19 protein-coding genes are annotated in these 21043 nt (G+C 63.2%); 3 read left to right on the top strand and 16 right to left on the bottom strand.

All coding sequences use genetic code 11. The annotated features are described in order from the left end of the window. Nucleotides 1-33: 33 nt before the first annotated feature. From hisB to hisD, 3 genes are read right to left on the bottom strand one after another with little or no spacing between them, the layout of a single operon-like run. On the bottom strand, nucleotides 34-621 hold the full coding sequence (gene hisB / locus KAZ48_01420; protein MBP7971427.1) for an imidazoleglycerol-phosphate dehydratase HisB: 588 nt from the start codon (nucleotides 619-621) through the stop codon (nucleotides 34-36). Further along, nucleotides 618-1805 (bottom strand): histidinol-phosphate transaminase, encoded by a 1188-nt coding sequence (locus KAZ48_01415; GenBank protein MBP7971426.1) that lies wholly within the window; start codon nucleotides 1803-1805, stop codon nucleotides 618-620. The genes hisB and KAZ48_01415 overlap by 4 nt, the downstream gene beginning before the upstream one ends. Continuing rightward, nucleotides 1793-3127 carry a histidinol dehydrogenase gene (hisD, locus tag KAZ48_01410; GenBank protein MBP7971425.1) on the bottom strand — a complete coding sequence of 445 codons (1335 nt, stop codon included), beginning with the start codon at nucleotides 3125-3127 and terminating at the stop codon, nucleotides 1793-1795. Before hisD ends, KAZ48_01415 begins: the two co-directional genes overlap by 13 nt. A gap of 64 nt (nucleotides 3128-3191) precedes the next feature. Between hisD and KAZ48_01405 the strand changes: the two genes are divergently transcribed. After that, a complete protein-coding gene (locus tag KAZ48_01405) occupies nucleotides 3192-3698 on the top strand; it encodes a Cys-tRNA(Pro) deacylase (protein MBP7971424.1) in 507 nt (168 codons plus the stop codon). 25 nt (nucleotides 3699-3723) lie between these two features. Here the strand turns inward: KAZ48_01405 and KAZ48_01400 are convergent, their stop codons facing one another. Together KAZ48_01400 and dnaE are read right to left on the bottom strand one after the other, a co-directional pair. Next, on the bottom strand, nucleotides 3724-4323 hold the full coding sequence (locus KAZ48_01400) for a hypothetical protein (GenBank protein ID MBP7971423.1): 600 nt from the start codon (nucleotides 4321-4323) through the stop codon (nucleotides 3724-3726). After that, on the bottom strand, nucleotides 4323-7847 hold the full coding sequence (gene dnaE, locus KAZ48_01395) for a DNA polymerase III subunit alpha (GenBank protein ID MBP7971422.1): 3525 nt from the start codon (nucleotides 7845-7847) through the stop codon (nucleotides 4323-4325). Before dnaE ends, KAZ48_01400 begins: the two co-directional genes overlap by 1 nt. 206 nt (nucleotides 7848-8053) lie before the next feature. Here dnaE and KAZ48_01390 point away from each other — a divergent pair, with 206 nt between their 5' ends. Beyond that, nucleotides 8054-9199, top strand: a complete 1146-nt coding sequence (locus tag KAZ48_01390) for an acyl-CoA dehydrogenase family protein (protein ID MBP7971421.1) — start codon at nucleotides 8054-8056, stop codon at nucleotides 9197-9199. A 7-nt stretch (nucleotides 9200-9206) separates the two neighbouring features. Here the strand turns inward: KAZ48_01390 and KAZ48_01385 are convergent, their stop codons facing one another. The 5 genes from KAZ48_01385 to KAZ48_01365 all read right to left on the bottom strand — a co-directional run bounded on the left by KAZ48_01385 (nucleotide 9207) and on the right by KAZ48_01365 (nucleotide 12641). Then, nucleotides 9207-9920: an SDR family NAD(P)-dependent oxidoreductase gene (locus KAZ48_01385; GenBank protein MBP7971420.1), complete on the bottom strand. Its 714-nt coding sequence runs from the start codon at nucleotides 9918-9920 to the stop codon at nucleotides 9207-9209. Nucleotides 9921-9936: 16 nt separating this feature from the next. Continuing rightward, nucleotides 9937-10626, bottom strand: a complete 690-nt coding sequence (locus KAZ48_01380; GenBank protein ID MBP7971419.1) for a TetR/AcrR family transcriptional regulator — start codon at nucleotides 10624-10626, stop codon at nucleotides 9937-9939. Nucleotides 10627-10650: 24 nt separating this feature from the next. Continuing rightward, nucleotides 10651-11580 carry an RluA family pseudouridine synthase gene (locus tag KAZ48_01375; protein MBP7971418.1) on the bottom strand — a complete coding sequence of 310 codons (930 nt, stop codon included), beginning with the start codon at nucleotides 11578-11580 and terminating at the stop codon, nucleotides 10651-10653. After that, nucleotides 11573-12139, bottom strand: a complete 567-nt coding sequence (lspA, locus tag KAZ48_01370) for a signal peptidase II (GenBank protein ID MBP7971417.1) — start codon at nucleotides 12137-12139, stop codon at nucleotides 11573-11575. Before lspA ends, KAZ48_01375 begins: the two co-directional genes overlap by 8 nt. 103 nt (nucleotides 12140-12242) lie before the next feature. After that, nucleotides 12243-12641, bottom strand: a complete 399-nt coding sequence (locus KAZ48_01365; GenBank protein MBP7971416.1) for a TraR/DksA family transcriptional regulator — start codon at nucleotides 12639-12641, stop codon at nucleotides 12243-12245. Between the two features lie 201 nt (nucleotides 12642-12842). Between KAZ48_01365 and KAZ48_01360 the strand changes: the two genes are divergently transcribed. Next, a complete protein-coding gene (locus KAZ48_01360) occupies nucleotides 12843-15935 on the top strand; it encodes an isoleucine--tRNA ligase (protein ID MBP7971415.1) in 3093 nt (1030 codons plus the stop codon). A 62-nt stretch (nucleotides 15936-15997) separates the two neighbouring features. On the opposite strand, the gene KAZ48_01355 is transcribed toward KAZ48_01360, so the two are convergent. The 6 genes from KAZ48_01355 to KAZ48_01330 all read right to left on the bottom strand — a co-directional run bounded on the left by KAZ48_01355 (nucleotide 15998) and on the right by KAZ48_01330 (nucleotide 21038). After that, entirely contained in the window at nucleotides 15998-16282 is a 285-nt protein-coding gene (locus KAZ48_01355) for a YggT family protein (protein ID MBP7971414.1), read from the bottom strand. Between the two features lie 95 nt (nucleotides 16283-16377). Beyond that, nucleotides 16378-16992 carry a cell division protein SepF gene (sepF, locus tag KAZ48_01350; GenBank protein MBP7971413.1) on the bottom strand — a complete coding sequence of 205 codons (615 nt, stop codon included), beginning with the start codon at nucleotides 16990-16992 and terminating at the stop codon, nucleotides 16378-16380. A gap of 62 nt (nucleotides 16993-17054) precedes the next feature. Further along, entirely contained in the window at nucleotides 17055-17795 is a 741-nt protein-coding gene (locus KAZ48_01345; GenBank protein MBP7971412.1) for a YggS family pyridoxal phosphate-dependent enzyme, read from the bottom strand. Beyond that, complete coding sequence (locus KAZ48_01340; GenBank protein ID MBP7971411.1) at nucleotides 17792-18550, bottom strand: laccase domain-containing protein; 759 nt, start codon at nucleotides 18548-18550, stop codon at nucleotides 17792-17794. Before KAZ48_01340 ends, KAZ48_01345 begins: the two co-directional genes overlap by 4 nt. A 14-nt stretch (nucleotides 18551-18564) precedes the next feature. Then, complete coding sequence (gene ftsZ, locus KAZ48_01335; GenBank protein MBP7971410.1) at nucleotides 18565-19746, bottom strand: cell division protein FtsZ; 1182 nt, start codon at nucleotides 19744-19746, stop codon at nucleotides 18565-18567. A 338-nt stretch (nucleotides 19747-20084) separates the two neighbouring features. Then, nucleotides 20085-21038, bottom strand: coding sequence for an FtsQ-type POTRA domain-containing protein (locus tag KAZ48_01330; protein MBP7971409.1), 954 nt, complete (start codon nucleotides 21036-21038; stop codon nucleotides 20085-20087). Between the last annotated feature and the right edge of the window lie 5 nt (nucleotides 21039-21043).

Below are 21043 nucleotides of genomic sequence, written 5' to 3'. Positions count from 1 at the left end.
CCTGCCACGGTGCTGACGCACGGCTACGCATGGTCACAGGGTGCCCTTTGTCGAGGGAATTCCGGTGACGCTGGCGTCCAACGCAATTGCATCGCGCAGCGACCGGGCCACCGACTTGAACTGCGCCTCGACGATGTGGTGGGCATTGCGGCCGGTGATGACCCGCACGTGCAGGCAGATCTGTGCCGATGCCGCCAGCGACTCCCAGATGTGGCGGGTCAGTGTCGTGTCATAGGTGCCGATGAGCTCGATGAGTTCCGGCTCTTCGTGTACGACGTAGGGCCGACCCGACAGGTCGACCGCCGACTGAACGAGTGCCTCATCGAGTGGCACCAGCGAATCGCCGAATCTGCGGATCCCCGCCTTGTCACCGAGGGCTTCTCGAAGTGCCGCACCGAGGGCTAAGGCCGTGTCCTCAACAGTGTGATGCGCATCCACCTCCAGATCGCCTTTGGTCAAGACTTTGAGGTCGATCCCGCTGTGCTTTCCCAACTGACTGAGCATGTGGTCGTAGAACGGCACACCGGTGCTGATTTCCACCAGACCGGTGCCATCGAGGTTCAGCTCAACAAGGACGTTGCTCTCCTTGGTCTCCCTGGCAATCACAGCTGTGCGGCTCATGCCGTCTCCTCTTTGTTGGGTGTGCGCGATGCTGGCGCTGTCTCGGTCGTGGCGAATTTCTGGGAAAGTAGCTCCGGTTCGACTTCCAGGATTGCAGATAGTGCATCAAGGAACGCGGTGGTTTCCTCCTGCGTACCCGCAGTGACCCGCAGCCACCCCGGCAGGCCGACGTCGCGCACCAAGACCTGCGCATCGACGAGGTGGCGCCAGACCTGACCTTGATCGGCAAACCCCCCGATAAGCACGAAGTTCGCGTCGCTGTCGGCAACTCGGCAACCAAACTGTCCACATTGGGCCACTATTCGGTCGCGCTGAACCTTCAGGTCGTTGACAGCCGCTTGCAGGGTTGCGGCGTGTTCGAGTGCGGCCGTGGCCGCCGCTTGGGTCAGGGCGGACAGATGATACGGCAACCGAACACGGCCAATCGCCTCGACGACGGCAGCATCGGCGGTGAGGTAACCAACGCGGGCACCCGCGAACGCGAAGGCCTTACTCATCGTGCGGGTCACGATCAACCGTGGTCGACCCGCCAGCAAAGTGATAGCGCTCGATCGATCGCTGAACTCGGCGTACGCCTCATCGACCACCAGGACGCCACTTGCGGTTTCCGCGAGGACGTCGTACAGCGTCTCCACCACGGCAAGATCGGCGGCGGTGCCGGTGGGGTTGTTGGGCGAGCACACAACCACAACGTCTGGTCGCAACTCCCGCACCGCAGCGATGGCGGTATCGACGTCGACGCTGAAGTCAGGCGCCCGGGCAACTCCGGTGTACGCGCTGCCGGTGCCGCGGGCAATCAAGGGATGCATGGAGTAGCCGGGCTCGAATCCCAACACCCGCCGACCTGGACCGGCAAATAGCTGCATAAGTTGCTGGAGGATCTCGTTGCTTCCGTTGGCCGCCCACAGTTGCGCCGGAGTTCGCAGAACCCCGGTCTGCTCAGTCAGGTAGTCGGCGAGCGCAGTTCGCAGTGCGACCGCGTCCCGGTCCGGGTAGCGCTGCAGTGTGCCCGCGACACCGGCAATCGCATCGGTGATTGCCGTGACGACCTCCGGACCAGGTGGGTGGGGGTTCTCGTTGGTATTGAGCCTGACCGTGACGTCGAGCTGCGGCGCACCGTATGCCTGGACGTCACGCAGTTCATCGCGGATTGGCAAGTCCTCGACTGACGTCACGAATCGGATCCCCCAATGATGCCCAAGCGGGCGGCCACCGCAGCAGCGTGTGCTGGCAGGTCCTCCGCGTGGGCCAACGTCGTCACATCTGCGGCAACCTCTTGGAGTGCGGACTGGTCGTACTGGACGACGTGGACCGACCGCAGGAAGCTGTGCACCGAAAGCCCCGACGAGTAGCCCGCGCAACCACCCGTTGGCAGGACGTGATTGGAACCCGCGCAGTAGTCCCCCAGTGACACCGGTGACCAGGGGCCGACAAAGACGGCGCCTGCGTTGCGGATGCGGCCAGCAACGGTGGCGGCTTCGCGCGTGTGTATCTCAAGGTGTTCAGCGCCGTAGGCGTTTGCGACGGCCACGGCTTGGTCGAGGTCGCGTACGAGCACAACCGCACTCTGGTGGCCGCGCAGGGCCTCGGAGATTCGTTCGCTGTGCTTGGTCGCATTGACCTGGTCGTCAAGTTGGTTGACAACCGCGCCAGCCAAGCTCTCGCTGTCTGTGACCAGGACGGATGCAGCAATGACATCGTGTTCGGCCTGGCTGATGAGGTCCGAGGCGACGAACACCGGATCAGCGGAGTCGTCGGCCAGCACCAGAATCTCGGTCGGTCCCGCCTCGGAGTCGATACCGATCACGCCTCGCAGGAGGCGCTTGGCGGCAGTCACCCATAGGTTTCCGGGTCCGGTCACCATCATCACCGGTTCGCAGTAGCCGGGCTGGCCAGCTGAGATGTCGCTCGCTGATCCGAATGCCAACCAAGCGACCGCTTGCGCGCCACCAACGGCGTAGACCTCGTCGATTCCAAGCAGTGCCGCAGCGGCCAGGATTGTCGGGTGGGGCCAGCCGTCGTTGTCCGGCTGGGGTGGCGAGGCGATCGCAATCGAACCGACGCCGGCGAGTTGGGCCGGAACCACGTTCATAACCACGCTGCTGGGGTAGACGGCCCGGCCACCCGGAACGTAGAGGCCGACCCGGTCGACCGGGATCCAGCGCTGGGTGACAGTTCCGCCGGGTGCAACCTCCGTAGTTCGGTCGGAGGGAATCTCATCGCTGTGCACCAACCGCACTCGCCGAATCGCTTCTTCCAACGAGGCACGTACCTGGGGGTCGAGTTCCACGAGGGCGCCGGACAGCACTTCGGCCGGGACTCGGAGTTGGGCCGGGCGCACGCCATCGAACTGCTCGCAGTAGTCCAGCACGGCTGGCTCATGTTCGGCGCGAACGCGATCGATGACGCCAGCTACCGCTTTCTCCGCCGCCGCGACATCGACCTCAGCGCGCGGCACGACGGATCGAGGGTCACCGGTCATCGCCCTCAAATCCAGGAATCGCATCACGGGTACATCGTACGGTTCAGGCGCAGTGCCGTTCGGCGGCTGGGATGGGTACCGTGCAGACATGCCGAAAAAGGGGGCCATCGAGACCACCGCGACCCAGCAACTGATCGATAACGAGGTTCCCTACGCGGTGCACCAGTACGGCAGCGACGACGAACCAGCTCAGATCCCAACGGTCACCAGTTCCCGACGACGCGCGATCGAGATGGGAATCGACCCGACCCGCGTGCTGCACACCGAATTGGCCATAGCTGACGGAGAACCCGTCATCACCGCCGTGCCCGCGTCGGCGGTGCTGGATTCAGCATCGCTGGCGGCCGCCGTGGGTTCGGTCGACAGCAGTCCAGCCGACTCGGCAGACATCAAGAAAGTAACCGGCTACAAGGAAGAGGACCTGAGCATTCTCGGCTTGCGCAAGCACGTGCCGACCGTTATCGATGCCGCGGCCTTAGATTTTCCGACGGTCGTCGTTTCCGCTGGCCGTTACGGCTACGTGGTCGAATTGTCACCCGAGGATCTGGTTCGGCTGACAAACGCTCGGACGGCCCCGATTGGCCGCGTCCTCTAGCTGTCAGGTCCGGGAACCGTCCGTCTCAGTCAGCGCGCGGCTGACCCGTCACCGGGGTTGGCGACCCGTAGTAGCGCCGTAGCAACGATCGTCGGAGCCTCGATCCGGCAACTGAATAGAAGACGGTGAGCGCGAACGCGCCGACCAGTGGCCACATCAGCATGGCGCCCTTTGAGCGCAGCTCCACCGGGGCCTGGAACACAGTTCCGTCCGCGAGCCCTGCGGCATCGACGCCACCGACATCGGTGAGTCCGCCCGCCAGGTGGATGCCCAGCCGCAGTGCTAGCGCCGCGCCGACGATTCCGCCGATCACCACCCCAACCAACACACCCAGGGGGTGCGCCCGCCATCGCCAAATCGCCACAGCCGCTACCAGCAGGCCAGCGCCGGCCATCAACAACCCGTAGGTCATGTCGGCACCGATATACGCGGCAGCGAAGTTGTCCACGCCGAGCTTGCCATCGAAGGTCACGATCTCGGCTCGGGGCGCGACGACTGACCAGATCCAGCCCGCCGCGAGTCCGACGATCGCCGAGAGGAGGACGAGGTAGGCGCCGACACGGACGTCCGGGCGCAGGGTGCCCAGGCGATCCGGTCGCGCATTGTCCGTCGGAACCTGCTCCATCAGGGCGCACCATCGGCAGAGGACGTGCCAGTCAGACACGACGGGCCAAGCAGTGCCTTGAGATCGGCGAACAGTGACGGGCTCGGAGTTACCCGTTTGGCGTCGTCGATTCGCAGCACGGTAGTCCGTGGTCCGTTGCGAACCTCCAACCTCACCTCGCTGGTTCCCGGGTGGGTGTCAAGGATCTCCTTGAGCCGCGCGACCACCGGTGGCACGACCCGACTCGCCGTCACGTTGATCACCACTGGACCGGCCGAACCACTCGCGAGATCAGGAACACTGACCTCCATGGCGACGAACTTGATCGCGTCTTCCTCGCGCAGGTCAATCCGACCCTTGACCACCAAGACCGAGTCTTCGGCACAGTACGGACCCATCGACGCATACGTCTGCGGGAACACCATGACCTCGATAGAGGCATCGAGGTCCTCCAAGGTGACAATCGCCCAGGGATCGCCCCTCTTGGTGAGCTTGCGTTGGACGCCGGTCACCAGACCAGCCAAGGTGACCACTCGCCCGTCGACAGCATCGTCGCGAAGGATCGAGGCGATGGAGCAATCGCTTGCTGCTCGCAGTGCCCCTTCGACACCGTTGAGCGGATGATCCGAGACGTACAGACCCAACATGTCCCGCTCGTGCGCGAGCAGCGTCGACTTCTCCCACTCGTGTAGCGGGATAGACATCTCCAAACCCAGCGACGACCCCACCGCCTCACCCGAAGCGCTCTGCTCGCCGAACAGATCGAACTGACCGATCGCCTCCGCACGTTTGGTATCGATGACCGCGTCCACCGCCTCGGCGTGAACCTGCGACAGCCCGCGGCGAGTGTGACCCAACGAGTCGAAAGCTCCGGACTTGATCAGCGATTCCACGACACGCTTGTTGCAGGCGCTGGCATCGATCTTGCGGAGAAAGTCCGGAAAGTCGGCGAACCGACCCTTCGCCGTGCGTGCAGCGATGATCGCCTCGACAACGTTCGTTCCAACGTTGCGGATCGCCGAAAGTCCGAACCGGATGTCCGTTCCCGTGGCGGTGAAATTGGAGTCCGACTCGTTGACGTCGGGGGGCAGCACCTTGATGTGCATGCGTCGACACTCGTTGAGATAGATCGCGCTCTTGTCTTTGTCGTCCTTGACGCTGGTGAGCAGTGCGGCCATGTACTCGGCCGGGTAATTCGCCTTGAGGAACGAGGTCCAATACGAGACGAGTCCGTATCCAGCCGTGTGGGCCTTGTTGAACGCGTAGTCGGAGAACGGCACCAAGATGTCCCAAAGGGTCTTGATGGCTTCTTCGGAGTAGTCGTTGGCCAGCATTCCGTCCCGGAAAGGCTGGTACTCCTTGTCGAGAATCTCCTTCTTCTTCTTACCCATCGCGCGGCGAAGCAGATCCGCGCTGCCCAACGAGTAACCCGCCAATAGCTGGGCGATCGCCATGACCTGTTCCTGGTAGACGATCAACCCGTAGGTGTCACCCAGAATCTCATCGAGTGGTTCGGCAAGCTCTGGGTGAATCGCGACGACTGGTTTGCGGCCGTTCTTCCGGTCGGCGTAGTCGTTGTGCGCGTTGGCACCCATCGGACCGGGCCGGTACAGCGCCAGCACGGCCGAGATGTCCTCGAAGTTGTCCGGCGCCATGGAACGAAGTAGCGCCCGCATGGGACCGCCGTCGAGTTGGAACACCCCGAGCGTGTCCCCACGCGACATCAACGCGTACGCCGCCTCGTCGTCGAGGGTCAAGTCCTCCGGGACGATTGTCTCGCCGCGGTTCGTCTTGATCGCGGCCAGGCAGTCGTCGATCACCGTTAGGTTGCGTAGGCCGAGGAAGTCCATCTTCAACAGACCGAGTGTCTCGCAGACGCCCATGTCGAATTGGGTGATGACGGCGCCATCCTGTTGGCGCATCCACAGCGGAATGACGTCGAGTAGCGGCTCCTTACACAAGATCACCCCGGCCGCGTGGACGCCGGGTTGGCGCTTGAGGCCCTCCAGGCCCTTGGCAGTGTCGACCACGCGCCGGACGTCTGGATCAGCCTCGTAGAGGTCGCGGAACTCCCCGGCCTCGCGGTAGCGGGAGTTGTCTGGATCGAAGATGCCGGAAAGCGGGATGTCCTTGCCCATGACCGCCGGTGGCATCGCTTTGGTGATCCGGTCGCCGGTGGAGTAGGGCATGCCCAGCGCGCGAGCGGAATCTTTGATCGCGGCCTTCGCCTTGATCGAGCCATAGGTGACGATCTGAGCTACCCGCTCGGACCCGTACTTCTGGGTGGCATAACGGATCATGTCGCCGCGGCGGCGCTCGTCGAAGTCCATATCGATATCTGGCATCGAGATGCGCTCGGGATTGAGGAACCGCTCGAACAGCAATCCGTGCCTGATCGGATCGAGTTCGGTGATGCCGAGTGCCCAGGCCACGATCGACCCGGCTGCGGAGCCACGCCCGGGACCGACTCGGATGCCTTGCTCCTTGGCGTAGCGCACCAGGTCGGCAGTGACGAGAAAATAGCCGGGAAAACCCATCTGGCAGATGACGCCGACCTCGTACGTCGCCTGCTTTCGATGGGCGTCGGGGACTGCACCATTGAAACGCTTGGTCAGGCCGATTTCTACTTCTTTGACCAGCCAGCTCTCCTCGGACTCCCCTTCCGGGATCGGAAAAACAGGCATGAGACTGGCGCCTTCGTTGAACTCAACATTGCATCGCTCCGCGATCAGCAGGGTGTTGTCGCACGCCTCGGGGAGTTCGTGCCACAGGTCGCGCATCTCAACAGAAGGCTTGAGGTAGAACTGGTCGCCGGTGAACCGGAACCGCTTGGGGTCATCCATGGTGGTTCGCGTGCCGATACACAACAGGACATCGTGGGCAGCGGCGTCACTTTGCCGGACGTAGTGCAGGTCGTTGGTTGCCAGCAGCGGCATGTCGAGAGTCCGGGCGATTTTCAGCAGGTTCTCGCGATACGAGCGCTCAATCGGAATCCCGTGATCCATCAGTTCGCAGAAGTAGTTCTCCTTGCCGAGGATTTCCTGGAAGTCAGCGGCAGCGGCCAGGGCGCGGTCGTAGTTGCCGGCCTGGAGCCAGCGGTTGACCTCGCCCGAGGGGCAACCCGTCGTCGCGATGATTCCCTTGCCGTACTGCTGGAGCAGGTCGCGGTCGAATCGAGGGTGCCGGTAGTAGCCCTCCAGACTCGCCAGGCTCGAGAGTCGGAACAGGTTGTGCATGCCCTCGGTCGTCTCGGCCAACACCGTCATGTGGGTGTAGGCCTGCCGACCGCGGGCACTGGATTCACCACTCTCGTTGGTGCCTTCGTCGAAGCCGCCGCCAAAGTCGAACGGCGATAACTCGAACCGGCCTTGGGGGGCGTAGTACCCCTCCATCCCGATGATTGCCTTGACACCGGATTCCTTGCCGCGCTTCCAGAACTCGTACGCGCCGAAGAGGTTTCCATGGTCGGTGATGGCGACGGCGGGCATCTCCAGGCGGGCCGCCTCAGCAAAGAGGTCACCGACGCGCGCCGCACCATCGAGCATCGAGTACTCGGTATGTACGTGCAGGTGAACGAATTGGTCCTTACTTGCCACCGGCCGAGCCTAACCCGACGGACTGACGCTCGCGGGGTGCCTCGCGCAACTCCGCCATGATCACCGAAATGAAAGCCGCAACTCGCCGAGAGAGCCGCAACTTCGACCGGACGGGCGCGATTAACGCCCGTTCATTTGGCGCGTACGATAGCTGGATGAACCGCACAATCTTTGAAACCGAGCACGAGGAATTCCGTTCCGCCGTCACCACTTTCGTCCAGCGCTCGGTTCTGCCGAACCTCGAGAAGATGATCGAGGCACGCTTGATCGATCGTGACATCTGGCGCGAAGCCGGTCGACAGGGCTTCCTGGGCCTTGAGGTGCCAGCGGAGTACGGCGGCAGCCAAGCCGACGACTACCGGTTCAACACGATCCTGGCCGAGGAACTGTCCAAGGCAAGCCTTGGTCTCAACTCGTCATTCCAGATTCACGAGGACATCGTCGCTCCCTACCTGGTCGACCTGGGCACCGAGGAACTCAAGGCACGCCTGCTGCCGGGCTTCTGCTCCGGCGACCTGGTCGCTGGTATCGGAATGACCGAGGCAGGTGGCGGAACGGACCTGGCAGCACTCAAGACCACCGCAGTGCCCGACGGTGATGACTGGATCGTCAATGGGTCCAAGACCTTCATTACCAACGGCTACACCGCGGACATCCTGGTGGTGGCGGCACGGACGAGCCCCGAGAAGGGCGCCAGAGGGATCTCATTGTTCGTCCTCGAGGAGGGCATGCCGGGCTTCGAGCGCGGGCGCAAACTGGACAAGACCGGCCAGCATGAGGCCGACACCGCCGAACTGTTCTTCAACAACGTTCGCGTTCCCGGGCAGAACCTGCTCGGGGAGGTGGACTCCGGGTTCATCTACATGATGGAGCGGCTACCCCAGGAGCGAATCGGCTGCGCGATCAGCAACCTGGCGCATGCCAAACAGGCATTCCTGGAGACCGTGGATTACGCCAAGGAGCGGCAGGCATTTGGCAAGCCAATCGGCAGCTTCCAGCACTTGAAGTTCGTCCTCGCCGAGCAGGCGACCAAGCTCGACGTGACGCAGGCGTTCATGGATCAGTGCGTGACCGACAAGATGAACGGCACCTTCACGGCGACCGATGCGGCGAAGGCCAAGTGGTGGACCTCGCAGATTCAGAACGAAGTCATTGACGCGTGCGTGCAGATCTTTGGTGGCTACGGCTACATGAATGAATACCGCATTGCTCGGGCCTGGCAGGATGCTCGCGTGACCAAGATCTGGGCTGGATCGAACGAGATCATGAAGGAACTCATCGGTCGCGACCTCGGCCTATGAACTGCTGCTAGCCGCGGAACTCGGTAACCGCGGTCCACGCAGACGACGCGATGGACTGGGCGGAGTCGTAGATCCCTGCGATCGCCGTGCCAATTCGGTTGGCGTCGAAGTCCGTGTCTGGAGCGACCGTGCCGTAGATCGTCATAGTTGACACCCGAACCTGGTCGGGATCTAGCTCCTGGTGCAGTGCGAGCGCCAAGTTGCGCAGCGCCGCCTTCTGCAGACCGAGTCCAGTGGACGCGGGCGACGGGTGGTCAGCCGTGCCGCCGCCGGTCAACATCAGCAGACCGCGACCGGGAGCCTCGATCAGCAGCGGGACCAACGATTGCGCCATAGCCATGGCAGCGACCACTCCGGCGGACATCCCGGCGGCAACCTCGATCAATGAGCTCTCATAGCCCCCGGGAACCCACAGCACGACGTTGAAGTGTGCGACGTCGACTCGGCCGAGGTCGGCATCGTCGAGCGCCAGTTTCAGTGCCACCGGCTCCTCGGCGTCCGCCACCACCAGTTGCGGCGGTGGCGCGTTGGGGAACTCATCGGTGATTGCACCCGCCAGGTTCGCCAGATTTGCCAGCGTCCTGCCCACGAGCACTGTCCGCCACCCCCTGCCGGCGAATGCCTTGGCTGTCTGCAGCCCGATCCCGGGACCGGCGCCGACCACGACGTAGGTGGGCGCAACGGCGTCTGTGGTACTGGCAGTTGTGCTCTCTTCGGTCATCTTGCCTACTCCTCGATCAGGTCGAAACCATTCGCCGGGCAATGGATCCACACTGCTCGGCGACGGCCTCTGCGGTCAAGGTCCCCTCCGGTCGAAACCAAGCGCTGACCGTGTCGCACAGGGCGACGAGTGCCGACACCAGCACCGGCAGGTCTACACCCGGATCGTCGCCGGCCGTCGGTTCGGCGAGGATGACAAGGTCACGGATGATGTTCCGGTAGCCAGTCAGCGCTCCGGCAATCCGTTGGTAGTCCGCTGGCGGCAGGACCCGCCGCATGAAGTCGGCATCAAGGAGTTTGTCGTGTGCGCGGGCGAAGGCAACATCGGTGGTCTTGTACATCACGTGACGTCGCAGTAGCTCGTAGAGCCGCTGGTCGGCCGGCACCTCTTCCAAGCCGGGCAGGACAGTTCGGAGGAAGTCGGCTACCGAATAGTCAATAGCCGTGACCAGGACGTCGAGCTTGGAATCGAAGTGGTTGTAGATCGCTGGCGCTTTGACACCGACCTCGCCGGCCAGTTCCCGCATTGATGAGGCTTCGTACCCGTGATCGGCGAACAGCCGCACGGCGGCATCCAACAATCTGGTCTTGGTGGCGAATTCGTCGGCTGGCTCAGCAATGGGGTGGAGACCATCGAGTTCGAAGCCGGTCAGATAGCCCGGCGCTGCTGACCGAACCGCAATCTGGTGCGGCGGCGAGTCAGGCATGGGAATGAGTTTACTGGCGATCCCTCAGTCCGCGAGCACGGCGAGTGCGTGCGCCAGGTCATCAGGGTAGGCAGACTGGAAGACTATGGGCTCCCCCGTGAGGGGATGGTCGAACGACAGCCGCACCGCATGCAGCCACTGCCGCTTGAGTCCCAGCTTTTTTGCCAGGTTGGGGTCCGCGCCATAGGTGATGTCACCGCAGCAGGGATGGTTCAGCGCAGCCATGTGGACTCGAATCTGATGAGTCCGGCCTGTCTCCAGGCCAATTTTCAACAGCGATGCGTAGCTGAACGCCTCAAGGGTCTCGTAATGGGTGATCGAGTCCTTCCCGCCAGTCACAACTGCGAACTTGTAATCGTGGTGGGGATGCCGCGCGATGGGGGCGTCGATCGTTCCCCGAGAAGGGTCTGGGTGTCCTTGCACGAGCGCGTGGTAAGTCTTGTCGACCTCGCGGTCGCGGAAGGCCTGTTTGAGTCGGGCATAGGCCCGCTCTGATTTGGCCACAACCATCAGTCCACTTGTCCCGACGTCGAGCCGATGAACGATTCCCTCACGTTCGGCGGGTCCTACGTCGGCAAGGGCAACGCCCATCGCTCGCAAGCCCGCGGTAACGGTCGGTCCGGTCCATCCCGGACTTGCGTGCGCTGCCACGCCGACGGGCTTGTCGACAACTACGAGGTCGGCGTCTTCAAACACGATCGCCAGCCCGACGACCGGTCCGACAAAGGTTTCCGATCCCTGTTCGGCAACCTGCTCGCGAGCGGCAACCTCAAGCACACTGCCCGCCGCGAGGCGATCGGATCTCGTTGGTCGTTTGCCGTCGACCATCACAAGGCCATCGAGGATCATGCCAGCGAGTTGGGTGCGAGATAAGCCGGTGAGTCGGGCGAGTGCAACATCGACCCGTTCGCCCGCGAGGGAGTCCGGTACCTCGTGGCGTTGCTCGTCAGGCATCGGGCGCCAGACTCGCTGCACCGGCTGGGCGACCGCGCAACGGGATTCCCTTGATGGTCAAGATCACCATGAGGGCCGCGGAACAGGTGATCGCCATGTCCGCCACGTTGAAGACGGGCCAGTGGGTAATTTCGATGAAGTCCACTACGTGCCCACGCAGAACCGAGGGTTCACGGAAGATTCGATCAATCACGTTCCCCAGGGCGCCGCCTAGCAGACCTCCGAGAGCAACCGCCCAGGTCGCCGATCCGAGGGTGCGAGCAGTCCGAACGATTACCACAGCCACGCCGATCGCGATGAGGCTGAAGATGATCGTGAAGCCACTGCCGAGTGAGAACGCTGCGCCCGGGTTGCGGATGAAATTCAATTGCAGAAGCGAGCCGATGATGGGCACGGGTGGCTGCCCTTCCAGCGCGGCCACAGCCCACAACTTGGTTAGTTGATCAACTACGAGTACCGCGACCGCAATGGTCAGAGTCAGCCAAAGGAATGTGCGTGACGGCGGCGCGCCGTGTTCTATCGCTTCCGCCGACCCGTCGTCGGTGGTTTCAGTGGCCACCGCCTCAGGGTACTTGCCAGCGCACGGGCGGCCTTGGCGCCGCACTAGCTCGCCCCTGCGGTCCGGGCTGCCACGCTGGTGTCAACAGCGCATCGGCGGGCAGTTACGCGCGTTCCTCGGCCTGTTTGCAACTCATGCACAGAGTCGCCCGTGGGAAGGCCTGCAGGCGAGCCTTACCGATCGGTCCACCGCAAGACTCACAGATGCCGTAAGTACCAGAATCCAGGCGCTCAAGTGCCCGCTCGGTCTGCGAGAGCAGATCCCGGGCGTTGTCCGCCAGTGACATCTCCTGCTCGCGCTCAAAGGTCTTGGAACCGGCATCGGCAATGTCGTCGCCGGCGCCGTCACCGGAGTCGCGAACCAAGTCTGCGATTCCCTCCTCAGTGACCTGCAACTCCTCTTTGAGTCGCGCCTGGTCGGCCTCGAGCTCATCACGTACCCCAGCAAGCTCTGCCTTGGTCCATGGCGACTCATCAGCTCTGACACCACGTTTGCTCGGCATGAAATCCCCTTCGTTGGCGTTGCTGAACAGTCTAGAGAGCCGCACCCCCGTCCGGCGGACGATATTGGTTCGACAGGCTGTGAGCAACCCGACAGTCCAGCGGGAGCCTCATTGCCAGCGGACTGTCGGGGGGCGGTGCCTTCTTGCCGTAACCTTGCGGTCGTGTATCGCGCCGTGCCACCGAGGATCGACCTGCCCGCCATGGAGCGCGAGGTCTTGCGTTTCTGGAATGACAAAGACGTCTTCCATCGCAGCCTCGCTCAAACTGCGGAAGGCCCGTCTTGGGTGTTCTACGAGGGCCCCCCGACAGCCAACGGCACCCCTGGAACCCACCACGTGGAGGCGCGCGTCTTCAAGGACGTCTTCCCACGCTTCAAGACCATGCAGGGCTTCAACGTTCCCCGGAAAGCCGGCTGGGATTGTCACGGTCTGCCGGTTGAGCTTGCGGTTGAGAAGGAGCTTGGTTTCGGCGGCAAAGGCGACATTGAGGCATACGGGATCGCCGAATTCAATCAGAAGTGCCGGGAATCGGTTGTCCGGCACGTCGATCAGTTCGAACAGCTCACCGAGCGTATGGGCTACTGGGTCGACACGGATGCTGCCTACTGGACCATGGATACCTCCTACATCCAGAGTGTCTGGTGGTCACTGAAGCGAATCTTCGACGCTGGGTTGCTCAGCGAAGACCATCGCGTCGCGCCGTATTGCCCTCGGTGCGGAACGGGCCTGTCCGATCATGAGCTGGCGCAGGGTTACGAGGACATCGTTGACCCGTCGGTGTACGTCCGCTTCCCGCTGACCGGCGGCAACGTGGCCGATCGGTATGGCGACGTGAACTTGCTGGTCTGGACGACCACCCCGTGGACGCTGGTGTCGAACACGGCGGTCGCGGTCAAGCCGACCGCCGAGTACCTCCTCGCGGCGCTGGCCGACGGGGAGAAAGTCGTCGTCGCCTCCGAGTTGGCGCAAGCCGTTCTGGGTGAGGGATACGAGGTGCTGGAGCGATTCCTCGGCACTGCGCTTGAGCGGGCTAGCTACGCCAGACCGTTCGAACTGATCGACGTCCCAGACGCGCACTTCGTTGTCCGCGGCGACTATGTCACCACCCAGGACGGCACCGGTCTGGTGCACCTGGCACCCGCGTTCGGCGCCGACGACCTGGCGATCTGCCGCGACTACGGATTGCCCGTAATCAACCCGATCCGAGCCGATGGAACGTTCGAAGAATCAGTACCCCTGGTCGGTGGTGAGTTCTTCAAATCGGCCGACCCTGCCCTCGTCGCCGACCTGGAAGCCCGTGGGCTCATGTTTGCTCGGCGCGACTATGAGCACGCCTATCCGCACTGCTGGCGCTGCCATACTCCGCTGCTCTACTACGCACAACCGTCCTGGTACATCCGCACCACCGCGATCAAACAGAAGCTACTCGACGCCAATGCGGGAACCAACTGGTTCCCGGAGAACATCAAGCTGGGACGCTTCGGCGACTGGCTTGAGAACAACGTCGACTGGGCGTTGTCTCGCAACCGCTATTGGGGTACTCCCCTGCCGATCTGGCGTTGTGCCAACGGCCACACCGTGTGCGTCGAGTCACTCGCCGAACTGGGTGCACTGGCGGGCCGGGACCTCGACGGGTTCGATCCGCACCGGCCATTCGTCGACGACATCACGATCGCCTGCCAAGACTGCGAACTGACGTCGTATCGGGTGCCAGAAGTCATCGACGGGTGGTACGACTCAGGCGCGATGCCGTTTGCCCAGTGGGGATACCCGCACACCAACCAGGACATCTTCGATCAGCGCTATCCAGCCGACTTCATCTGCGAGGCGATCGATCAGACGCGTGGCTGGTTCTACACGTTAATGGCGGTTGGGGTGCTGACGTTCAATGAGTCGGCCTACAAGGACGTCCTGTGCCTGGGCCACATCCTGGACGCCGATGGTCGCAAGATGAGCAAGCACTTGGGCAACGTTGTCGAGCCGATCGGGTTGATGGATCGCCACGGCGCCGATGGACTGCGCTGGTTCATGTTGGCCTCCGGATCACCGTGGCAAGGCAGACGCGTCAGCGATGAGTCGATCACCGAGACGGTTCGCAAAGTCCTACTCACGTTCTGGAGCACCGCGAGCTTCCTGTCCCTCTACGGCCGGATTGCCGAGTTCGACCCTGGCGCCTCCGACATCCCGCCAGCAGCTACCCGCTGCTCGATGGATCGTTGGGCGGTATCGGAGGCCAACCGGTTGGTTGTCGGAGTCGAGGATGCGCTCAACCGTTACGACACCCAGGTCGCTGGACGGCTGATCTCAACGTTCATCGACGACTTGTCGAACTGGTACGTGCGGCGGTCGCGTCGCCGATTCTGGGATGGCGACATCGCCGCATTGGCGACCTTGCACGAGTGTCTGCGCACCGTCACACTGCTGATGGCGCCATTCACCCCGTTCATTGCCGAACGCGTGTGGGGTGACCTTTTCGTTTCCACCGAGTCCAACAATCCCGAGTCCGTGCACTTGGCGGGCTGGCCAGAGAGTTCGCATTCCCTCGTTGACAGTGAGCTGGCCGACCAGATGGCGCTGTTGCGTCGCCTGGTCGAGTTGGGCCGGGCTGCCCGGGCGAACTCAAAGATGAAAACGCGCCAGCCGCTGTCCCGGGCACTGGTGTCGGCAACCGGTTGGGCACAGCTGCCAGCCGATCTGGTGACGGAACTCATCAGCGAGATCAACGTCATGGCAATCGAGGACCTCGCCGCCACCAACCAGGATCTGGTTGAGATATCCGCAAAAGCGAACTTCCGGGAACTGGGCAAGCGGTACGGGAAGCAAACACCCGCGATCGCGACGCTCATCGGGGCGAATGATCCGCGCGCCTTGGTCGACCAACTCGAGGCCACGGGGGCTGCGGAACTGGCCCTGGACGGTCAGACGGTGACGGTGACGTCCGCCGACGTGGTGGTGACACAGCGGCCCCGACAGGGCTGGGCCGTCGCAACGGACAGTGGCGAGACAGTTGCCCTTGATCTGACATTGACCGCCGAACTGCGCAGCCTCGGCCTAGCCCGCGACGTTGTTCGGGAGGTGCAGGAGGCGCGAAAGAACCAAGGCTTCGAGGTAACCGATCGCATCGCGTTGCGGTGGGAAGCATCCGACGATGCCACGGCCAGTGCCTTGCGGGAGTACAGCGAAACCATCGCGGGCGAGGTTTTGGCGACCGAGTTCGTCGAAGGATCGCTCACCGGTCTTGAAGCCACGCAGGTCGCGGACCTCGAACTGACCTTCTCAATCACCCGCGCCTGAAGAATTCAGCGACCTCGGGCACGAACTGTCAACGGCCAGACGGTGGTCCCAGCGCGAACTGACTAGATCGACAGCGCCAGTTGGATCGCAATTTGCAACGCGATGATCAACACGATGAAGGATAGGTCCAGCGTGATGCTGCCGATCTTCAAGGGTGGGATCAATCGCCGCAAGAGCTTCAAGGGCGGGTCGGTCAGGGTGAAGACGAACTCAGCCACCACGAGCATGAATCCGCTCGGCTGCCACGTCCGCGAGAGCATCTGGATCAGGTCAATGACGAACCGAGCAAGGAGAACGACGAAGTACAGCCACAGGACTGTCGCAATGATCTCGCCGACGCTGGACACGACGTCTCCCTGCCCATCCCTCGATTGTCAGTAACCCGAAATCCGAACGGTTGCTTGCCAGTACGCAACGGTGAACCGTTCACCGTTCGAACTGGCTACCGGCGGACTGTCAGGCCGTCCTGCTCAAGGTGTGCGCGAGCTTGATCGGCACCTACCTGCACGTTCGCCGGGGACAACATGAAGACCTTATTCGTGACCCGCTCGATGGAGCCACGCAACCCGAATACCAGCCCGGCGGCGAAGTCCACAATGCGCTTCGCGTCGGTGTCGTCGAGTTCGGTGAGGTTCATGATGACCGGCGTACCAGCGCGGAACTCCTCGCCGATACGACGCGCATCGTTGTAGCTGCGCGGATGCAGTGTGGTGATCTTGAGACCCTCGGCACCCAACTTCGCTGGAACTGGGCGCGTCGGCTTGGCGCGGGTGCCTGCGGGATGGGATCCAACGGGCTCCTGGGCAACCGTCTCGGTCCGCCAGTCACGCGTGGGGCGGTCGGCCGCGACCCGTCGGCGACTGAGGTCATCCTCATCGCGTTCGGTGACCCGGACGGTGTCGTTCGTCCGGACCTGATCACGATCGGCACGCGGCGCGCCCCGCTCGTCATCACGGTCACGACTGTTCCCCGCACCGCTGTCGTACGTGTACTCGTCGTCGTACTCGTCCTCGACCAAACCGAGGTATACCGCCATTTTGCGCATTGCGCCGGCCATGCTCTCACTCCCTGCTTTTGCATCGGACCGACCGCGTGGGGAACCGCTGCCGATTGCCGACGTTACCTGACAGTTGGACGGTGCCCGAGCACCGCCGCACCCATCCTGACGTGTGTCGCACCTGCTTTTATCGCAGCTACAAAATCTCCACTCATGCCAGCGGAGATGATCGTGGCGGATGGGTGTCCATCCGCGATTCTGTCGGACACTTCCCGCAGGCGTTCGAACGCCGGTCGGGGGTCCTCACCCAGTGGGGCCACTGCCATCAAGCCACCGAGCCGCAACCCGTCGGCCTGGGCAATCGCATCCCCGATCCCGCGCACCTCGGCGGGCTGGACACCGCCGCGATGGCCGGGTGATCCAACCGCCGCTGCCATCGGATCCAGGTTCACCTGAACGAGGCATTCCAGGTCGGGAACCGAGCCGGCCCCGTCAGCCTCGCGTCGCGCGATCACGGCCCTCGACAGCGCGTTGACCAGCTTGACGCGGTCAACCGAATGGATTCGATCAGCGTAGGAAACAACCGATGGGCACTTGTTGGTCTGCAACTGGCCGATGAAGTTCCATCTCAGCGCTAGGTCCGCGCACTCGCCATGCTTTTCGCGCGCCTCCTGGTCTCGGTTTTCGCCCACCTCAGTGACCCCGAGATCGGCCAACAGATGCAGGTCGCTGGCTGGCTTGGTCTTGGTGACGACGATGAGAGTGACGTCCGCACGATCGCGACCTGAGTCGACAACCGCCTGCGCAATCTCTTGGCGGACTGCCAGCAGGCGTGCCTCGATTTCCGCACGACGATTGGTCATGGTCGCTCTCGCAACACGACTGCGGCAGCCTGGCGACCGGTGACGCCATCACGCCGGAACGAGAACAGGTCGTCGGACTCGGCAGTGCAGCCACCAATGGTTGAGAAGGCGATGGTGGCGGCCTCGAGTTGGGCACACACCCCTGCCCGCACGTCGAGCGCAGGCTCGCCTGAGGCGGTGATCGCGCGAGCTGCTGGTACCACCGAGATCACCTCCTGCCGCCGTTGTTCCGGTACCTGGTAACAGGCTCCGCAAATCGTTGGCCCCACCAGCGCCCACGTCGCGGCCGGATCCGCGCCTTGGGAGCGCATCCGACTGACTGCGGCGTCGACGACGCCAGCGACCAGGCCCTGCCAGCCGCAATGAACCACGGCGACCACACCATTGGCAGTGTCGGCCAAAACGATTGGGGCACAGTCAGCTGCCAGTGCCACCATGGCAACGTCCGCCCGACTGGTCACCAACGCATCGCAACCGACTGACGCGGTCCAGGGCACGTTCGTTATTACCTCAACGTTCGCGCCGTGCTCGGCGGCTAGGAAGGCCGTTGATACTGCTGGCTCTCCCAGCGAATCGGCGAGCAGAGTGCGATTCCGCTCGACCGCCAGGCGATCATCGCCAACGTGGTCAGCGAGGTTCAGGCTGTCGAACGGAGGCCGGCTGGCCCCGCCGACCCGGCTGGTGAACGACCATTGCGCCCACCGGCCGGCCGACGTCCGACTGTCGATGTCGTGCGGAAGTATCCCGGTCCACATCGCCCGGGTTCGCCCTACTTCAGGAAGTCGGGCACGTCGAGGTCAGCTGCGGCCTCTGCCGGGTCATCGAACGCGATGGTGCGCGATGTCGGTGAAAGCGGGCGACCGACCTCAGCCTTGCGTTCAACCGCCGCCAGATCGACCGTCTCCGGCGTCTGAGCAGGCTGCGTGGGCCGCGGCTTGTCGGTGGTGGACATTGGATTGCCAACCAACGCGCGGCCACCGGCAGTTGCCTTGCGCGGTAGTGGCTGACCACCGTCGAACCCGGCAGCGATAACCGTCACCCGAACCTCGTCTCCGAGGGTGTCGTCAATGACGGCACCGAAGATGATATTCGCCTCGGGGTGCGCTGCCTCGGCGACCATCCGCGCGGCCTCATTGATCTCGAACAGACCAAGATCGGAACCGCCGGCGACCGACAGCAGGACGCCGTGGGCCCCTTCGATGCTTGCCTCCAACAATGGGCTGGAGATTGCCATCTCAGCAGCACCGAGCGCACGTTCTTCGCCACGGGCCGAGCCGATTCCCATCAACGCCGAACCGGCTCCCGCCATGACGCTCTTGACGTCGGCGAAGTCGAGGTTGATCAGACCCGGAGTCGTAATGAGGTCCGTGATTCCGGAAACGCCCTGCAGGAGCACCTGATCGGCTTGCCGGAAGGCATCGATCACGCTGATGGAACGATCCGCCAGCGAGAGCAGTCGATCATTGGGGATCACGATGAGGGTGTCGACCTCGCTGCGAAGACCGTCGATTCCGCTCTCGGCCTGAGTCGCGCGGCGGCGACCTTCAAACCCAAACGGGCGGGTAACGACACCGATAGTCAATGCACCGAGGGTGCGAGCGATCTTGGCGACCACCGGAGCGCCACCGGTGCCGGTTCCGCCTCCTTCACCGGCAGTGACGAAGACCATGTCGGCTCCGCGAAGAACTTCCTCGATCTCGTCCTGGTGATCCTCTGCGGCCTTGCGACCGACCTCTGGATCAGCTCCAGCACCAAGTCCGCGGGTGAGGTCACGGCCAATGTCGAGCTTGACGTCGGCGTCGCTCATCAGCAGTGCTTGCGCATCGGTGTTGATCGCAATGAACTCAACACCCTTGAGGCCAACATCGATCATGCGGTTGACGGCGTTCACGCCGCCGCCGCCGATGCCGACGACCTTGATAACGGCTAGGTAGTTTTGCGGGGCTGCCACGGCGTGGTCCTCTCGTTACTTGCGCGGTTTTGGCTCGCAGACGTTGCGGTGCCTACGGGTCAATCTGGACATGCGGAACTCGACCCGGGTGGGCCGAAACTCTAGGGAAGTTGGCCGCTGATCCGCTCAACCCTCAACGTTTAGTTGATGGTCATCAGTCGCGTCTCTGCGGTTGCTCGAACATTAGGCTGACGCGATAGGCCCTGCAAGGAACTCCGCAGATAAACGCCGCGATTCGTCGGCGATTCCCAGCGATTGCCAGCGTTGACAGCGGTAAATGCGGACAACTCTGAGGCTCTGGTTCAGCTTGACCCACAATCCGGCCGCTGAACAGTGAGCTACCTGGCCGCCGACGTCGGTGATGGGGTACGGCCGGAAGTCCCGGTCGGCGTTGCTTGCTGGGCACGAGGCGCGGGAATCAGCACGCCCGCTGAACCCTGCGGAATGGGCGTTGCCCCAGGTGTTTGGGCCGCATCGGGGGTGCCCGGGCCGGCTTCTGCGGTTGGTGAGGCGGAGTCCGTTGGGGTCGGACTGGGTGGCGGTGCGGGCACTGGCGAGGCCGCGGCGGACGTCGGTGACTGCGGCGAACGCACGTCGAACCACTTGTACTTCTTCTTCGCGATCAGCGCTCGCAAGACTTGCGCCTTGAGCTCGGCGTCCGCGGGACTGCCCCAGAACACGGTCGCTCCTGACCGCATTTCCAAAACGACGCTCTGCACGGAGTCAGCATGAATGGTGGCAACTGCACTGAGGATGTCCGGCGGCAGGCTGGCAGCCACGGCAACCACGGCTGCCCGGATGGGTCCCTCTGGCGCGTCAAGGATCGGCAGGCCGCGCGGGCGCTTCTTGGCCTGTTCAAATGCGTAACCGTTGGCGTCGAGCACGGCATAGCCCGCGTCGAGTTTGATGACTCCGACGCGGGCTCGCTCGACCACGTCGATGACGACTGTGTTCGGCCAACGGCGGCTGACGTTGACCGAATCAACGGCAGCGATTCCCCGCACCCGCGATTCGATTGCACCTGTGTCGATGCCAGCCAGTGGCTCACCTGATCGCAACTCGGCGCGCTGACCGATCTCGCTGGGTTGAATGACCCGCAGGCCCTCGACCACGATGTTCCTGACTCCGAAGACCGAAGAAAAGAACATCAGCCAGACCGCGACACCCACCAGCAGGGCGAGAATCACCCCACCGATGGTGTAGGTCCGACGGGAGAAACGGCGAAAGAACGAAATGCGGCTTCGGCGCGGTGGTGGTCCTTCCAGGCCATCGAGGCGCGGAGGCTCAAGCATGGTAC

The organism is Candidatus Nanopelagicales bacterium, from assembly GCA_018003655.1.
GTDB lineage: Bacteria > Actinomycetota > Actinomycetes > S36-B12 > UBA10799 > JAGNDY01.
The sequence above is the reverse complement of the archived record's forward strand: the minus strand, read 5'-3'. Positions and strand labels throughout refer to the sequence as shown.